The organism is Kitasatospora sp. NPDC048407 (assembly GCF_043200475.1).
Taxonomy (GTDB): Bacteria; Actinomycetota; Actinomycetes; order Streptomycetales; family Streptomycetaceae; genus Kitasatospora.
The window spans coordinates 88372-103589 of record NZ_JBICXW010000003.1 but is presented as its reverse complement, the minus strand read 5'-3'; the positions used below and the strand labels follow the sequence as shown (position 1 = coordinate 103589).

The window sequence follows — 15218 nt, the reverse complement described above, 5'->3', positions numbered from 1 at the left end:
GACCGCGCGCCAGGAGGACGCGAAGGAACCTCCGACGGTGAAGCCGCGCGGGGTGTGGGCGCGTGGCGCGTCGGCGGCGGGGGCGCGCACGGGGCGGGTGGTGCACGGCACGGGGCGGCGGATCCGGCGGGCGACGTCGGCGGAGGGCGCGGGCGAGTCGGGCCTGGCGAAGCTGATCGAGCTGCACGCGCTGAATTCGTTCGGCGACATGCTGATCACGGTGGCGTTGGCGTCGACCATCTTCTTCTCGGTGCCGACCGGCGAGGCCCGCGGCCGGGTGGCGCTCTACCTGGTGATCACGATGGCGCCGTTCGCGGTGCTGGCCCCGGTGATCGGCCCGCTGCTGGACCGGTTGCCGAACGGCCGGCGTTCCGCGATGGCGATGGCGATGCTGGCCCGGGCGGTGCTGGCCTGGGTGATGGCGGGTCTGGTGCCCGGCGGCGGGCTGGCGCTGTATCCGACGGCGCTGGGTGTGCTGGTGGCGTCGAAGGCGTACGGGGTGGTGCGCAGCGTGGTGGTGCCGCGGCTGTTGCCGGCCCAGTTGTCGTTGGTGAAGGCGAACTCGCGGGTCACGCTGGCGGGGCTGGTGGCGACGCTGGTGGCGGGCGGGGTGGGCGGGCTGCTGCACCTGATCGGGCCGGACTGGCCGCTCCGCGGGGCGTTCGTGGTGTTCGTGATCGGCACCCTGATGGCGTTTCACCTGCCGCACCAGGTGGATTCGGCGAAGGGCGAGCAGCGGGCGGAGTTGCTCGCGGAGCCGTCCGAGGCGCGTCCGAGGGGGGTGCTGCGGGCGGTCGGGCCGTCGGTGATCATGGCGCTGCGCGGGGTGGCGGGGCTGCGCTGGCTGGTCGGGTTCCTGGTGATGTTCCTGGCGTTCCTGATCCGCAAGAACCCGCCGGGCGGGCTGCCGGAGACGGTGGCGCTGGGCGCGGTCGCGGCGGCGGCGGGTCTGGGCAACGCGCTGGGTTCGGTGCTGGGTTCGTGGCTGCGCACCCGCGGTTCCGAGGTGACGGTGACGGTGATGCTGGCGCTGGCGACGCTGGCGGCGGGTGCGGCGGCGCTCTGGTACGGCATCGTGACGGTGACGGTGGTGGCGGCGACGGCGGGCATGGCGGCGTCGCTGGCGAAGCTGGCACTGGACGCGCTGATCCAGCGTGATGTGCCGGAGGCGGTGCGCACGTCGGCGTTCGCCCGCTCGGAGACGGCGCTTCAGCTGAGCTGGGTGGTGGGCGGCGTGGTGGGCATCTCGCTGCCGTTGAACGCGGAGCTGGGTCTGTGGCTGGCGGCGGGGGTGACGGCGGCGATGCTGCTGTGGACGTTCCGGTCGCTGCTGCGGATCGGGCCGCGCCGGTCGGCGGCCCGTCCGCGCGTGGCGTAACCTCGCGCGACTCGGCCACCCCGCTGTTACGTGATCACGGAAGGCGAGTAGCCTCTTGCGCATGAGCCTCAGCACCAGCGTCACCGCCGGACTCGCAGCCGCCACCGTCGTCGGTGCCGGCCTCGTCGGTTTCGGCGTCTACCAGGCCGTGGACAACGGCAAGCCGCCCAAGAACGAGGCCACGCTGGTCGTCGGCACCTCGTCGGTCCGGGCGGAGCCGACCTGCTACAACGGCGGCAAGGCGATCTCCGACGCCGACCTCGCCAAGTGTGCCCAGCAGGCCTCGAAGGACTCCGAGCAGAAGAAGCTCACCAGCCTGGACGTGCGCGCGAGCGACCGCGTCGGCGTGGGCGTGCCGAAGGACCTGGCGGACAAGGGCTGGTACGCGTTCACCGGCTCGGGCCAGAACCGCGCCCCGATCATCACCGACGCCAGCGGCCGGACCTACTCGGGTTCGGTGTCGGCCTCCGGTCTGATGACCAGCGACGAGACGACCATGGTGACGGTCGCCGCGGTCGACAAGGACACCAACGAGTACTACGCGGTGTGGTTCTTCAACATGAACAACCAGAAGAGCTGAATCTCCGGTCGATGACCGCTGAGCGTCCCGACGAGCAGTCCGGCCCCGCCGCCGGACTGCTCGTCGTTGTTGCCGTGCCCGCGGAGGCCGAGGCGGTCCGCCGGGGGCTGGGCGAGGGCGCGCCGGTCGAGGTGCTGGCGGCGGGCGTCGGCCCGGCCGCCGCGGCGGCCGGTACGGCGGTGGCGCTGGCCCGCGGCCGGTTCCGGCTGGTGCTGTCGGCGGGCATCGCGGGCGGTTTCGCGCCCGCCGCGCCGACCGGGTCGCTGGTGGTGGCGGACGCCCTGGTGGCGGCCGATCTGGGTGCCGAGACGCCGGACGGCTTCGCCGACGTCACCGAGCTGGGCTTCGGCACGGTGCGGCACGCGGTTCCGGGCGGTGTGGTGAAGCTGGTCGCGGCGGCCACCGGCGGTGCGGTCGGCGAGGTGCTGACGGTCTCCACGGTGACGGGTTCGGCGGCGCGCGCCGAGCAGCTGAGGGCTCGTCATCCGCGGGCGCTGGCCGAGGCCATGGAGGGGTTCGGGGTGGCCGAGGCGGCCGCCCGTTTCGGGCTCGCGGCGGGGGAGCTGCGGGCCGTGTCCAACGCCGTCGGGCCGCGCGACCGCGCGGCGTGGCGGATCGGTGAGGCGCTGGCGGCCCTGGAGCGGGCCTTCGCGGCGCTGCCGGTGTCCCGTCTGCTCCAGGAGGTCTGACCCCATGGCCGAGCCGCTGAGTGTCGCCTACTCGCCCTGCCCGAACGACACCTTCGTCTTCCACGCCTGGGCGCACGGCCAGGTCGCCGGCGCGGACGCCCCCGAGGTGCGGTTCGCGGACATCGACATCACCAACGGGCTGGCCGAGCGCGGCGAACTGGACGTCCTGAAGATCTCCTACGGCCAGCTGCCGTGGGTGCTGGACGAGTACGCGCTGCTGCCGTGCGGCGGGGCACTCGGCCGGGGCTGCGGGCCGCTGGTGCTGACCGCCGGGCCCGTCGACGCGGCCGGGCTGGCCGGGCGGCGGGTGGCGGTGCCGAGCGAGCGTTCGACCGCGTACCTGCTGTTCCGGCTGTGGGCGGCCGAGGCGGTGCCGGGCGGGTTCGGCGAGATCGTGGTGCTGCCGTTCCACGAGATCATGCCGGCCGTCCGGGACGGCCGGGTGGACGCCGGGCTGGTGATCCACGAGGCCCGGTTCACGTACCAGCAGTACGGCCTGCACTGCCTGGCCGACATGGGCGAGGCGTGGGAGGCGGCGACCGGGCTGCCGATCCCGCTGGGCGCGATCGTGGCCCGGCGCTCGCTGGGCGCCGAGCGGCTGCGCGAACTCGCCGCCACCGTGCGCTCCTCGGTCCGGCAGGCCTGGGCGGACCCGGCGGCCTCCCGGGAGTACGTGCTGGCGCACGCCCAGGAGATGGACCCGGCCGTCGCCGAGCAGCACATCGGCCTGTACGTCAACGAGTTCACCGCCGACCTCGGCGAGGACGGCTACGCGGCGGTGCGCGGCCTGCTCACCCGGGCCGCCGAACAGGGACTCGTCCCCGCCGTCGACCCGGGCGCGCTGGCGTTCCCCTGAGCCTGCGTCACACGTCGAACTGGTCGGCGATCGCGCGCAGCACCATGGCGATCTTCTGGCCCTCCGGCTTGCTGGGGTAGCGGCCGCGCTGCAGGCCGGGCAGGACGCTGTCCAGCTTGGTGATCAGGTCCTGCACGATCGGGGCCATGTCGTCGGCGCTCTTGCGGTTGGCCACGGCCAGCGACGGCAGCGCGTCCAGCAGCGTCACACTCATCGCCTGGTCGCCGCGGTGCCCCGCGGCGATGCCGAACTCGACGCGCTGCCCCGGCCTCAGGGTGGTGACGCCCGCGGGCAGCGCCTTGGTGTGGACGAAGACCTCGCCGCCGTCGTCGCGCGACAGGAAGCCGTAGCCCTTCGTCTCGTTGAACCACTTGACCTGGCCGGTGGGCATCTCGAAAAGTCCTCGGTGTCGGGTGCGAGCGACCTCGTCGGGTCGCGGATGGATGTGCGGCTCGGCTGCCGGGACTGGCGGCCGGTGCCACTCAGTGCGGCAATGATCCCTCAGCGTGCGCCTCAGCGGCGACGGGATTCCGGACCGGGGTGCGGCCGTGCCTCGCGCCTGTCGCGCCCTCCATCGGTCCACACCCCCCATCGGTTCCGGGCGGGTTACTCGTGGACCAGCCGCTGGTCCGCCCGCGCGATGGCTGCATACCCGGCCCCGACGAGGGTCGAAACTCTTCGCGCGCACCGAGTTGCGCGCAGTGACGCCGGGCCGGTCAGGAGGGGTTGGCCAGGTGGTCGCCGAGCCAGCCGAGCGAGGCCGGGAGCATCCGCGACCAGGTGTTGAAATTGTGCCCGCCGGTGTCCAGCGTGATCGCGCTGACGGTGGTCGCGGTGCCCTTGGCGGCGGCCCGGAACCGCTCCGTCTCGGAGAAGTAGTCGCCGTCGCCCTCGCGGCTGCCGCCGACCAGCAGCGCGGTGCCCGGCGCGGGCAGGTGCGCGAGGCGCCAGTTCAGGTCGGCCTCCTCGCGGCGCTGCTGGTCGCCGCCGAACAGGTCGCCGGTGGTCGGGTCGTCGGCGGCCTTGTAGTAGCCGGACAGCGACACCGCCGCGGAGAACACCTCCGGGTGACGCATCGCCAGCTTCAGCGCGCAGTACCCGCCGGTGGAGTTGCCGATCACGCCCAGGCTGCCCGGGCCCTCCGCGATCCGGTACGACGATCGCAGCGCGGCCGGCACGTCGGCGCTGAAGTAGCGGTCGGACTGCGGGCCGCCCGGCACGTCCTCGCACTCGGTGTCGCGGGGCATCGCCGGGGACGGGCGCATCAGCACCAGGACCGTCGGCTTGGCCTTGCCCTCGGTGCTGAGCTTCAGCTGCACCGCCGGGTAGTTCAGCTTGGTGATCAGGTTCTTGGCGTCGCCGGGGAAGCCGGTGATGGCGATCGCCGCCGGGAAGTGCTTGTCCCGGAAGGCGGGCTGGAAGTACTGCGGCGGCAGGTACACGTAGCCCTCGGTGGACAGGCCGGTGGCCGCGCCGGGCAGCCGGACCTTCTCCAGCCGGCCGACCTGCGCCGGGTCGCGGCCCATCGCGCCGGTGTCGCGGACGTTCTCCGAGCTGATCTTCTCCACACCCTTGGTGCGGCCCAGCATCTGGTTCTGGATGGTCACCGGGCCGTCGTCGTTGGTGCCCAGCAGGTCGGCCCAGCTGCTGTAGAAGGCGAAGTAGTTGTTGGCCACCAGACCCAGGGTGCACATCACGGCAAGCTGGGTGCCGATGATGGTGCCCAGCCGGCCCAGCACCGCCTGCCAGCTCTTCTTGGCCAGTCGGGGCCACAACCAGACGGTGCCCGCGATCATCAGTGCGGAGAAAAGTGCCGACAGCGCAAGCACCTTGTGACTGGTAAGACCCATAACCGCGCGCGACCTCGCTCCCCGCCGTTTTCCCCCCAGAGGATCAGAATGCCTGAGAGTTTCCTGGGAACCCTGAGCGTTCAGGTGGAGCGCGAACCGTCACGCCCCCGCCGATCGGCGGGGGCGAACGTGGGAAACTGGCACAAAAGACCGCACGAAGGAGTGCAGAAGTGACCCGTCAGTCCCGCGACGCCGGCGACACCCTGGTCCGCGTCGGCGGAGTGGTGTTCGTCCTCGGCATGCTCGCCGTCATCGCCACCTTCGTGCCGTACGTCCTGGACCTGCCGCGCCTGCCGTCCATCGCCTGGGGCCTGTCCATCGCCTGGGGCCTGTCCATGATGATGCCGTTCGGGCTGCTGGTGACGCTGGTCGGGCTGTTCGTCACCGCCCGCACCGAGTCCCGCCGCCGGCGCGCCGCCCGGGAGGCCGCCGCCGCGCGCTGACCGGCCCGTCAGGCCAGGTGCGCGGACAGCCAGCCGGGGAACTCGGTGAGGTCGCCCAGCACCACGTCCGCGCCCGCCGCGGCCAGTTCGGCGGCGCTGTACGGGCCGGTGGCCACGCCCACCGCGACGGCCTCGGCGGCCCGGGCGCCCCGGATGTCGCCCAGGTGGTCGCCGACGTAGACGTTCGCGCCGTGCGCGCGCAGCGCCTCGCCCTTGCCCTCCGCCCACAGGTCGCCGAGCAGCACGTCCACCTCCAGCCCCATGCCGTCCAGGTGCCGGCGCGCGTTCGGCTCCCACTTGCCGGTGATCACCAGCACCCGGCCGCCGACCGCCCGCACCGCCGCGACCGCCGCCAGCGCGCCGGGCAGCTCCAGCGCCACGGGCACCGCGTGCTCCACGTACAGCTCCCGGTAGCGGGCGACCATCGCGTCCAGCTGCTCCGCCGGGAACCAGTGCGCCAGCTCCTGCGCCAGCGGCGGACCCAGCCGGCTCGCCGCCAGCTGGGAGTCGATGAAGGTGCCGGTCTCGGCAGAGAGCACGTCGTAGGTGTCCTTGATGCCCGGGCGGGTGTCGAGGAGTGTCATGTCGAGGTCGAAGCCGACGGTGAGAGCCATGCGCTCCAGCGTAACCAGCCGCCGTTTCCGGCCGGAAAAACCGGATGTACGGCTACATTGCGGACATACTGCCGAGCTCCCCACCGGAGGTCCCTGGTGCCGCCCCTGTCCCGCCGCGCCGCCCTCACCGGGCTCGGCGCCGCCCTGCTCACCGGTTGCGGCCCGCACGCCCTGCCCGCCGGGCCGCCGCCGCAGACCGCCACCGGCTCCGCGCCGCCCTCGCCCACGCCCAGCCCGACGCCCAGTGTCACCGTCAACGGCGCGGACGGGGCGGTCGCCGTCCCCGGCGGGGCGACCCGGGTGATCGCCCTCGACACCGCCGAACTGGACTCCGCGATCACCCTCGGCATCCCGCCCGTCGGCGCCGCCAAGGCCCCGCTCGACCCCGGCCTGCCCGACTACTGGCCGCCCTCCTGGCTGGCCCGGATCGCTGTGGTCGGCGACATCGGCGACCCGCCCGTCCCGGCGGCCATCGCCCAGCTGCGCCCGCAGCTGATCCTCTCCAACCGCACCCGCGACGCCGCCCACCTCGACACCCTGCGCGGCCTCGCCCCGACCGTGCTCACGCAGACCACCGGCGCACCCTGGAAGGAGAACTTCCAGCTGCACGCCGCCGCCCTCTACCGCCACGAACAGGCCGCCGCCGTGGTCGCCGCCTACGCCCGCCACCTCGACCAGGCCACCCGGGCGCTCGCCTCCGCCGGCCTCACCGGGCAGCGCGTCAGCCTGGTCCGATTCGTCGAGGACTCCCCCACCGTCCGCCTGTACGCCCGGCAGAACTTCCCCGGCAGCGTCCTCACCGACCTCGGACTGCCCCGGCCCGACCCGCAGAACACCGACCAGTTCGCCGTCGAGACCGCCCCCGACCAGCTCTCCGCCGCCGACGGCGACCTGCTGTTCTACTCCGGCTACGGCCACCCCGACCGCAACGGACTGGGCGCCGCCCTCGCCTCCCCCGCCTGGCAGTCCCTCGGCGCCGTCCGCGCACACCGGGCCTTCCCGGTGAACGACCAGCTCTGGTTCCAGGGCATCGGCTACACCGGTGCGCACTTCCTGATCGCCGAACTGCTCCACCTGCTCGGCGCGAGCTGAGACGCCTGCCGGCCGATACGGCAGTCGGACCCCGGACGGATCACCGCGCGGGCACCTCGCTGCTAGGCCTTGCGGCGGCGCAGCGTCACCGCCAGCAGGAACAGCGCCGTCAGTACCGCCGCCGCCCGCAGGACGTCCGGGGCGGCTGCCCAGGTGGCGTGGCCGGCGTCGGTGCCCGGGGTCAGGGGGGTGCCCCAACGGCCCTTCTCGCGGCCCCAGTTCCATATCGTCAGACCGGTCACCGTGATCAGCGGGATGCCCAGGACGGCGAACTTCTTCAGCAGGTCGGACAGTCCGCTCGACAGGTAGGCCACGCCCCAGCCCGCCAGCATCACCAGCAGCGAACCCGTCACCGCGCCGGCCACCAGCAGCACCGCGCCGAGCACCAGCAGCGGCGCGGGCCGCCGGGCCCCGCCGCCCGTCGCCGGGGCCTCGGCGGGGGCGGCCTCCGGCGCGGGTGCGGGCTGCGGCTTGCCGAACAGGGCGCGCAGGGCACGCATCGCCAGCCCCGGGCGCGGTTCGGCCGGGGGCTCGGGTTCGGGTTCGGGCTCCGGCTCGGGCGTGGCCTTCGGCTCCGGTTCGGGTTCCGGCTCCGCCGGCAGGTCGAAGTACACCTCCGTCCAGCCGGGGAAGACCGAGGTGACGTCGGCGCGGCCGCGTCCCTCCGCCCAGTGCGCGGCCCGCTCCACCTCGTCCGCGGACGGCCCGGGCGGCAGCTCGAACTCGACGGGGGGCGGCACCGGCTTGTCGAACTCGACGGGGCGCCGCGGCGGGGGTGCCGCAGGCATCGGCGGGACGGCCGGTACCGGCGGCGGCTCCGCCGCCTGCGCGGGCACGTACACGCTGTCCCCGCCGTCCGAACCCTCCGCCGACCCGCCCTCGCGCCACCACGAGCCGCCCGCCATCGCCCCGCCACCCGCCCTCACGTCGCACTTCCCGCCGCATCGAGACGGTACCCACCCGCGGCCGCCCGAAGCGAGCCCGCTCCACTGGCCGTCGGGCCCGGACTGCCCCGGTTTCGCCGGGAGTTCTTCCGCCGTTCTGGGCCTCGGCCGGGGGCGTTGACTAGGCTGGACCGGATGACCGCACCGCGCGCCGCCCGCACAGGCGCCCCCCGCACGCTGGCCGAGGAACTCCGCGGCCGGGAGGACGACGCTGTCGCCGCGCTGCTCCGGGCCCGTCCCGACCTGCTGAACCCGGTGCCGACCGACCTCACCCAGCTGTCCGCCCGGCTCTCCAGCCGGGCGTCCGTGCTGCGCGCGCTGGAACGGCTCGACCGCTTCACCCTGCAGACCGTCGAGGCGCTGGCCGCCGCCCCAGAGGGCGCGTCCGAGACCGCGGTGCGCAACCTGCTGGCCGGGCCCGCCCGGGTCAAGCCGCACCCCGGCGCCGAGCCGGTGGACCGCGCCGCCGTCACCGCCGCGCTCCCCGGCGCGCTCGCCCGGCTGCGCGAGCAGGCCCTGATCTGGGGCCCGGACTCGTCACTGCGGCTGGTCCTCGCCGTCCGCGAGGCACTCGCCCCGAGCGCCGCCAACCCGGGCCGCACCGGTCTCGGCCCGACCCTCGCCGAGGCCACCGTCGGCATGTCGCCCGCCCGCCTCCAGCAGCTGCTGGCCGGCGCCGGACTGCCGCCCACCCCCGACCCGGTCACCGCCGTCGCCGCGCTCACCGCCCTGCTCGGCGACCGCAAGCGCCTGACCGCGCTGCTCGACCAGGCCCCGCCCGCCGCCGTCGGCCTGCTGGAACGCCTGGTCTGGGGGCCGCCCACCGGCACCGTCCCGGACGCCACCCGGCAGGTCACCGCCGACGACGCGCGCGGCCCCGTCGAATGGCTGCTCGCCCGCGGCCTGCTGCTGCCGTCCAGCCCCACTTCCGTGGTGCTGCCCCGCGAACTCGCCCTGCACCTGCGCGGCGGCCGCACCCACCGCACCGTCGAACCCGCCCCGCCCGCCGTCGCCCCCGTCGTCACCCGCGACCCCGCGATGGTCGACCGCACCGCCGCCGGACAGGCCGCCACCGCCGTCCGCACCCTCGAAGAGCTCCTCGAAGCCTGGAGCGTCACCCCGCCGCCCACCCTGCGGGCCGGCGGCCTCGGCATCCGCGACCTCAAGCGCGCCGCGACCCTGCTCGAAAGCTCCGAGTCCGACGCCGCGTTCTGGCTCGAACTCGCCTACACCGCAGGCCTGTTGGCGCCCGACGGCGAGATCGACGAAGTGTGGGCGCCGACCCCCGCGTACGACCAGTGGCGGCAGCAGGACACCGCCGAACGCTGGACCCTGCTCGCCCGCACCTGGCTCACCGCCACCCGCGTCGGCCGCCTGACCGGCACCCCCGACAGCAAGGGCCGGCCGCGTGCCGCCCTCGGCCCCGAACTCGACCGCACCCTCGCCCCGTCCGTCCGCCGCGCCACCCTCACCCGGCTCGCCGAACAGCCCCCCGGCACCGCCGCCGGCGCCGACGCCGTCCTGCCCGCCCTGCGCTGGCACCGCCCCCTGCGCGGCGGCCCCACCGGCCCCGACGGCCACGACCTGCGCGAGACACTCACCGGCTGGACCCTGCACGAGGCCGAACTGCTCGGCATCACCGGCCGCGGCGCGCTCGCCGCCCCCGCCCGCGCCCTGCTCGCCGGCGCAGATCCCACCGCCGTCCTCGCCCCGCTGCTGCCCGAACCCCTCGACCACGTCATCCTGCAGCCCGACCTCACCGCGATCGCCCCCGGCCCGCTGCTCACCCCGCTCGCCCAGGCACTCGCACTCTGCGCCGACATCGAGTCCAAGGGCGGCGCGACCGTCTACCGCTTCACCCCCCAAACGATCCGCCGCGCCCTCGACGCCGGACGCACCGCCGCCGACCTGCAAGGCTTCCTCGGGCGGCACTCCCGTACGCCCGTCCCGCAGCCGCTCGCCTACCTGATCGACGACGTCGCCCGCCGCCACGGCATCCTGCGGGTCGGCGCCGCCTCCTCCTACCTGCGCTGCGACGACCCCCAACTGCTCGGCGAAGTCCTCGCCGACCGGCGCGCCGCCGAGCTGCGCCTACGCCTGCTCGCCCCCACCGTGCTCGCCGCCCAGGCCCCGCCGGACACCCTGCTCACCGTGCTGCGCGCCATGGGCTACGCGCCCGCCGCGGAGTCCGCCGAAGGCGACGTCGTGATCACCCGCCCCGACGCCCGCCGCACCCCGCCACGTGCCGCGCCCACGCCCGTCCCCGACGGCCCCGCCCGCCCCGACGACACCCTGCTCACCGCCGCCGTCCGCGCCATCCGGGCCGGCGACCGCGCCGCGACCGCCCCCCGCAAGGACGCTGTCGCGGGCCCCGCGAACGCGGTCGTCCCGCGCACCGCCGCCGCCGACACCCTCGCCTCCCTGCAGACCGCCGTCCTCCTCGGCGAACGCATGTGGATCGGCTACCTCAACGCGGAAGGCCTCTCCTCCCAGCGCGTCATCGACCCCGTCAAGGTCGAGGGCGGCTTCGTCACCGCCTACGACCACCTCTCCGACGAGGTCCGCACCTTCGCCCTCCACCGGATCACCGGCGTGGCCGAGGTCGACGACTGAAGGGCGCGAAGACTGCGCGGACGCGCGGCTTCGCGCCCGCTCGCCTACCAGCCAGCTAGACGTACTGCTTCGCCACGTCCCCCTCCACCTTCTGCTTCTTCGCGTCGTCGTCCGCCGACCTGTGCTGCTTCGCGTCCTCGTCCGCCTTCTGCTTCTTCGCCTCTTCCATGATCGCGTGCGGGTCCGGCATCTTCGGCTCCACGCCTGTGAGCAGGCCGGTGCCGGTGAAGGCGAGGGTCCCGAGCAGGCCGCCGGGCTGGCCGACGTCGGCGACCTGGTCGAGGGCCGGGGACTCGCCGGCGGCGCTCGCGGGGGCCGCCCCGAGGGTGGTGGCGAGGGCCGCGCCGGAGAGCGCCAGGCCGGCCAGGAATCGGTTGCGCATGGTCATGGCCTGCCCAACGATCCGACCGCGTGCGGGTCACTGTTGTGGGGGGCCGGGCTCCGCTTGACGATCTGCGCCGGGCGTCTCACGGGTGGCCGTTAGACTGCGGAGCGGCCGGGGGTGGGAGGGCTTCACCCGTGCCGGAACCGGGCCTTCGCCGGCCCCCGACAGGACCGGAGCCGTAACCATTTCCTCCGCTCTGCAGACCTCGGTCGCCCGTGCGGCGACCGGCCGCATGTCCGGGGTCCGGCTGACCCGTCGGCGCCGGACGGCCCTGTTCACCCTGCTGAGTTTCGCGGTCTGTCTGGCGCTGGGCGTCCAGCAGTGGACCTCGCTCCAGCTGGGCGGTTTCGACCTGGGGATCTTCGACCAGGGCATGCGCGGTTATGCGCATTTCGGGCTGCCGGTGTCGACGTTGAAGAGCGTGCACCACGAGTTCCCACCGGGCTTCTCGTTGCTGGGCGACCACTTCTCCCCGGTGCTGGCGCTGCTCGCGCCGCTGTACTGGGTGTGGGACGACCCGCGGATGCTGCTGGTCGGGCAGGCGGCGCTGTTCGCGGCGGGTGTTCCGCTGGTGCGCCGGATCGCGAGCCGGGCGTTCGCGGGCGCCGACGCGCGGGTCCGTACCCGGGTGATGGACGTCGCGGCGCTGGTGTACGGACTGGGCTGGCCGCTGCTGATCTCCTCGCGCGGCGGGTTCCACGAGGTGGGGTTCGCCGTCCCGCTGTTCCTGCTGCTGTTCGAACGGGCGGGGGCGCGGCGCTGGGGGTGGGCGGCGCTCGCGGCGCTGCTGCTGTGTGCGACCAAGGAGGACCTGGGGCTGGCGGTCGGGGCGTTCGGCGCGGTGCTGCTGTGGCGTGAGCGCGGCGGCACGGACCGGTGGGCGAAGGTGCTGGGCTGGTCGCTGCTGGTGTGCGGTCCGCTGGCTGCGGCGGTGGAGATCGCGTACGTGATACCGGCGATGGGTGGCGAGCCGGGCTACTACTGGAACTACGGGCAGCTCGGTGCGGACGGCGGCGAGGCGCTGCGGCACGTGCTCGGCAATCCGTGGCTGCTGGCGGAGTCGGCGTTCTCCAGTCCGCTGAAGCCGATGCTGCTCGGCTGGCTGGTGCTCACCACGGCGGCTCTGCCGTTCCGCTCGGCCACCATGCTGGTCGCGTTGCCGCTGCTCGCGGAACGGATCCTGTCCGACAATCCGAACCACTGGTCGATCGCCCGGCACTACGACGCGTTCCTGTGGCCGATCCTGGTCACGGCCGCGATCGAGACCCTGGGCGTTCTGTGGGCCCGCGGCCGACACCGGCAGGCCCGCCGCCTGGGCGCCACCGCCGCCGTGCTGACCCTCGCCGCATCCGGCGCCCTCGGCCTGTACCACCTGGTCCTCCCGTACGAGTGGCAGCCGAAGGCCCCGACGGCGGCGCTGGCCCGGGCGGCGAAGCTGATCCCGGACGGCGCCACGGTGGAGGCCGACAACCAGGTCGCGCCGCGGCTGACCAACCGCACCCACGTGATGCTGGCGGACGGCACCCCGCGCGGCCAGGAGTACGTCATCCTGCGGTACACCCAGCGCGCCTTCCCGTTCCAGAAGGACCCGGACCAGGCCGCCTACCGCGCTTTCCTGCTCGCCCACGGCTACCAGGAACTGTTCGACCAGGACGGCGTCACCCTCCTCCACCACACCGGCACCGACCCCGTCCCCGGCACCCACCTCCCCGGCCCCGGCTCCACCCCGTACCAGGAGGTCATCCCCCCGGACGTCGGCCACAACTTCTTCCTCGGCTGACCGATTCAGGTCCCGGAATGTCACACGCCGCGCGCGTCCCGCAGTCGTTCCACCAACTCGTCGACGTTTGTCCACGGGTTGGTGCGATGTGCGTCCTCGCTACGTGCCCGAAGCAGGCCGGCACGCTCCCGCGCCTTCAGATACCGCTCGTCGTCCGGGCCCCGGAGGCCGACGTAGTCCAGGTGTTTCCGCTGGGCGCTGTAGCCGCACGTGCCGGCCTTTTCCAGGGCGGCCTGCGCGGCTGCGGTCGTCTGGTAGGACGTCAAGTTGCAGAGGTGCAGCAAGAGCCAGAGTTCGAAGCACGGATTGGTCAAGGCCACCTTGACGCCTGCTCGCCGGGCCAGCACGAGTGCCTCGTCAAGGGACGGGTGTGCTTTGGGTGCCTCCACGTCCACCACACACCAGACCTCGTCGTAGGCCGTGTGCCGGTCGGCCGCTGTGAACGGGGCCCGCTCCTTGTGGCTGATCGCCGCCCGGATTAAGGACTTCGGCTCGCCGTGGTCCGCACCCAGGCATATTGTCACAGGAAGGGACTTGAGGTCGTTCCTGAGCCCCTTGAAGTACATGGACTCCGTGCACTCGCCCTCGCAGTAGATCAGGAACCGGCGCTGTTCGGCACGCGTGCTCTTCCCTCGCTGGAGCGACTTGCCGCGCCTCATGCGTTCCCGCCGACGACGATGCTTCGCCCAATTTTGCCCAACAATTCGTCGTCCAAGGATGGAACGGCACCATATCGCCCGGAAAGATAGCGCTTCTCCAGATTTTCGATGGAGTCCCGCACATGAAATTCCGTCAGTGGGAAAATCCTGGTCGAGAGCGTTTCGTGACTCTTCTCGGTGAACCAGACCTGATCGCGGTAGAGCTCCGTGCGTACGTTCTTCCCCAGCAGCGCGGCCTCGTGCGTGCTGAAAATGAGCTGCGCCCCAGTCCTGTTCACTTCGGGTGACTGGAACATCCCCACCAGTGCGTCCACGAGGTACGGGTGCAGGCGCGCGTCGAGCTCGTCCACGCAGAGGACCGATCCTGCGGACAGGACGCCGAGGATCGGCCCTATCAGCCCGATCCAGGTCTTCGTCCCGCTCGACTCCTCGTTCAGGTCCAACGGGAAGACGCCGCCGTCCGTCCGGTGCTCCACACGCACCGTGTGCAGGCCCGGAGACTCGACCCGGACCCGATCGCCCAGAACGTCCCGCATGACCTGACGGAGCCGCCGGTACTCGTCCATCACGGATTCGTCGGGTTCCTCGACCGCGAGTCCGGAGACCCCGAGGTCCGCATACTTGAGCAGTTGCATGACGGGCGACGAAGTGCCGCCGCCCGCTTCATCATCGAGTAGCAGCCGGACGGTGCTGTCCATCCTAGCTCGATAGTTTCCATCGGTCGCCAGTTGCAGACCCGATCGGAACCACCGGAAGATCTCCCCGAGCTGGGCGTGGTTCTGGGCAGCAGCGACGGAAAGGTAGAGGCTGTTCGGACGCAAGAGCTCAGAGATGATCTTCTTTCGCCCGGTAAGCGAACGCCCGAACACGACAGTGCCGTCCGCTTTGCGTTCGTACAGGCGATTGGCCTTGCGCTCCGGGTAGTAGTACAGCCACTCCTCCAGGATCTTCTCGTCGTCGACGGAGAAGCCGAACTCGTGACGAACCCCGTGCACCACAAAGTCCACGCTGAAGGTCGAGGGCCAGGACGCAGTGTCGGGACGCAGGGCGAAAGGACGACGGGGAACGCCGCCTTCCGGGTCCCAGCTCCGGAAGGACGAGAGGACAGCCGAGCGCATCCAGCCGATGGCATCGATGACGTTCGACTTGCCCGAAGCATTCGTTCCGTAGATGGCAGCCACCGGAACCACCCGGAAACCGCCCGCGCCTTCGACGCCACGCTCCGCCCGTTCGGGGTGACGATCCGCCGCAATCAGGGAGAGTTCTTGCTCATCACGCAGTGAAGCATGGTTGGCCACTCGAAACCGAAGCAGCACGACAACCTCCACATGCATC

General features: G+C 72.9%; 15 protein-coding genes. 8 read left to right on the top strand and 7 right to left on the bottom strand.

Going from position 1 to position 15218, the window contains the following annotated elements; genetic code table 11:
- The first annotated feature begins 37 nt into the window (after positions 1–37).
- From ACGFWJ_RS08590 to ACGFWJ_RS08575, 4 genes are all read left to right on the top strand, one after another.
- Positions 38–1378 carry an MFS transporter gene (locus tag ACGFWJ_RS08590; RefSeq protein WP_392947223.1) on the top strand — a complete coding sequence of 447 codons (1341 nt, stop codon included), beginning with the start codon at positions 38–40 and terminating at the stop codon, positions 1376–1378.
- Between the two features lie 61 nt (positions 1379–1439).
- Positions 1440–1958, top strand: a complete 519-nt coding sequence (locus ACGFWJ_RS08585) for a hypothetical protein (RefSeq protein WP_392946685.1) — start codon at positions 1440–1442, stop codon at positions 1956–1958.
- 11 nt (positions 1959–1969) lie between these two features.
- Positions 1970–2647 (top strand): futalosine hydrolase, encoded by a 678-nt coding sequence (locus tag ACGFWJ_RS08580; RefSeq protein WP_392946683.1) that lies wholly within the window; start codon positions 1970–1972, stop codon positions 2645–2647.
- A gap of 4 nt (positions 2648–2651) precedes the next feature.
- Positions 2652–3503: a 1,4-dihydroxy-6-naphthoate synthase gene (locus ACGFWJ_RS08575; RefSeq protein ID WP_392946680.1), complete on the top strand. Its 852-nt coding sequence runs from the start codon at positions 2652–2654 to the stop codon at positions 3501–3503.
- 7 nt (positions 3504–3510) lie between these two features.
- Here ACGFWJ_RS08575 and ACGFWJ_RS08570 read toward each other — a convergent pair whose 3' ends face one another.
- Together ACGFWJ_RS08570 and ACGFWJ_RS08565 are read right to left on the bottom strand one after the other, a co-directional pair.
- A complete protein-coding gene (locus ACGFWJ_RS08570; protein WP_387638587.1) occupies positions 3511–3894 on the bottom strand; it encodes a cold-shock protein in 384 nt (127 codons plus the stop codon).
- 325 nt (positions 3895–4219) lie between these two features.
- Entirely contained in the window at positions 4220–5332 is a 1113-nt protein-coding gene (locus ACGFWJ_RS08565) for an alpha/beta hydrolase (RefSeq protein WP_392946677.1), read from the bottom strand.
- 191 nt (positions 5333–5523) lie between these two features.
- Between ACGFWJ_RS08565 and ACGFWJ_RS08560 the strand changes: the two genes are divergently transcribed.
- The gene (locus ACGFWJ_RS08560; RefSeq protein ID WP_392946674.1) at positions 5524–5796 is read left to right on the top strand and encodes a hypothetical protein; all 273 of its coding nucleotides are present in this window, start codon (positions 5524–5526) and stop codon (positions 5794–5796) included.
- Positions 5797–5804: 8 nt separating this feature from the next.
- On the opposite strand, the gene ACGFWJ_RS08555 is transcribed toward ACGFWJ_RS08560, so the two are convergent.
- Positions 5805–6410 carry an HAD family hydrolase gene (locus tag ACGFWJ_RS08555; RefSeq protein WP_387638595.1) on the bottom strand — a complete coding sequence of 202 codons (606 nt, stop codon included), beginning with the start codon at positions 6408–6410 and terminating at the stop codon, positions 5805–5807.
- A gap of 96 nt (positions 6411–6506) precedes the next feature.
- Here ACGFWJ_RS08555 and ACGFWJ_RS08550 point away from each other — a divergent pair, with 96 nt between their 5' ends.
- On the top strand, positions 6507–7502 hold the full coding sequence (locus ACGFWJ_RS08550; protein ID WP_392946671.1) for an ABC transporter substrate-binding protein: 996 nt from the start codon (positions 6507–6509) through the stop codon (positions 7500–7502).
- Positions 7503–7564: 62 nt separating this feature from the next.
- Here the strand turns inward: ACGFWJ_RS08550 and ACGFWJ_RS08545 are convergent, their stop codons facing one another.
- Positions 7565–8407 carry a hypothetical protein gene (locus ACGFWJ_RS08545; protein ID WP_392946668.1) on the bottom strand — a complete coding sequence of 281 codons (843 nt, stop codon included), beginning with the start codon at positions 8405–8407 and terminating at the stop codon, positions 7565–7567.
- A gap of 174 nt (positions 8408–8581) precedes the next feature.
- Here ACGFWJ_RS08545 and ACGFWJ_RS08540 point away from each other — a divergent pair, with 174 nt between their 5' ends.
- Positions 8582–11059: a helicase-associated domain-containing protein gene (locus ACGFWJ_RS08540; protein ID WP_392946665.1), complete on the top strand. Its 2478-nt coding sequence runs from the start codon at positions 8582–8584 to the stop codon at positions 11057–11059.
- A gap of 55 nt (positions 11060–11114) precedes the next feature.
- Here ACGFWJ_RS08540 and ACGFWJ_RS08535 read toward each other — a convergent pair whose 3' ends face one another.
- Positions 11115–11447, bottom strand: coding sequence for a hypothetical protein (locus ACGFWJ_RS08535; RefSeq protein WP_392946662.1), 333 nt, complete (start codon positions 11445–11447; stop codon positions 11115–11117).
- Positions 11448–11676: 229 nt separating this feature from the next.
- On the opposite strand from ACGFWJ_RS08535, the gene ACGFWJ_RS08530 reads away from it, so the two are divergent.
- Positions 11677–13224, top strand: coding sequence for a DUF2079 domain-containing protein (locus ACGFWJ_RS08530; RefSeq protein WP_392946659.1), 1548 nt, complete (start codon positions 11677–11679; stop codon positions 13222–13224).
- A gap of 20 nt (positions 13225–13244) precedes the next feature.
- Here the strand turns inward: ACGFWJ_RS08530 and ACGFWJ_RS08525 are convergent, their stop codons facing one another.
- Both ACGFWJ_RS08525 and ACGFWJ_RS08520 read right to left on the bottom strand, forming a co-directional pair.
- Positions 13245–13883 (bottom strand): RloB family protein, encoded by a 639-nt coding sequence (locus ACGFWJ_RS08525; RefSeq protein ID WP_392946656.1) that lies wholly within the window; start codon positions 13881–13883, stop codon positions 13245–13247.
- Entirely contained in the window at positions 13880–15217 is a 1338-nt protein-coding gene (locus ACGFWJ_RS08520) for an ATP/GTP-binding protein (protein ID WP_392946653.1), read from the bottom strand. Before ACGFWJ_RS08520 ends, ACGFWJ_RS08525 begins: the two co-directional genes overlap by 4 nt.
- Between the last annotated feature and the right edge of the window lies 1 nt (position 15218).

Excerpts from the sequence above, each read along its gene's own strand:
- ACGFWJ_RS08585 (WP_392946685.1), top strand. The coding sequence starts at position 1,440 with ATGAGCCTCAGCACCAGCGTCACCGCCGGACTCGCAGCCGCCACCGTC.
- ACGFWJ_RS08580 (WP_392946683.1), top strand. The coding sequence starts at position 1,970 with ATGACCGCTGAGCGTCCCGACGAGCAGTCCGGCCCCGCCGCCGGACTG.
- ACGFWJ_RS08575 (WP_392946680.1), top strand. The coding sequence starts at position 2,652 with ATGGCCGAGCCGCTGAGTGTCGCCTACTCGCCCTGCCCGAACGACACC.
- ACGFWJ_RS08570 (WP_387638587.1), bottom strand. The coding sequence starts at position 3,894 with ATGCCCACCGGCCAGGTCAAGTGGTTCAACGAGACGAAGGGCTACGGC.
- ACGFWJ_RS08555 (WP_387638595.1), bottom strand. The coding sequence starts at position 6,410 with ATGGCTCTCACCGTCGGCTTCGACCTCGACATGACACTCCTCGACACC.
- ACGFWJ_RS08545 (WP_392946668.1), bottom strand. The coding sequence starts at position 8,407 with ATGGCGGGCGGCTCGTGGTGGCGCGAGGGCGGGTCGGCGGAGGGTTCG.
- ACGFWJ_RS08540 (WP_392946665.1), top strand. The coding sequence starts at position 8,582 with ATGACCGCACCGCGCGCCGCCCGCACAGGCGCCCCCCGCACGCTGGCC.
- ACGFWJ_RS08535 (WP_392946662.1), bottom strand. The coding sequence starts at position 11,447 with ATGACCATGCGCAACCGATTCCTGGCCGGCCTGGCGCTCTCCGGCGCG.
- ACGFWJ_RS08530 (WP_392946659.1), top strand. The coding sequence starts at position 11,677 with ATGTCCGGGGTCCGGCTGACCCGTCGGCGCCGGACGGCCCTGTTCACC.
- ACGFWJ_RS08525 (WP_392946656.1), bottom strand. The coding sequence starts at position 13,883 with ATGAGGCGCGGCAAGTCGCTCCAGCGAGGGAAGAGCACGCGTGCCGAA.
- ACGFWJ_RS08520 (WP_392946653.1), bottom strand. The coding sequence starts at position 15,217 with ATGCATGTGGAGGTTGTCGTGCTGCTTCGGTTTCGAGTGGCCAACCAT.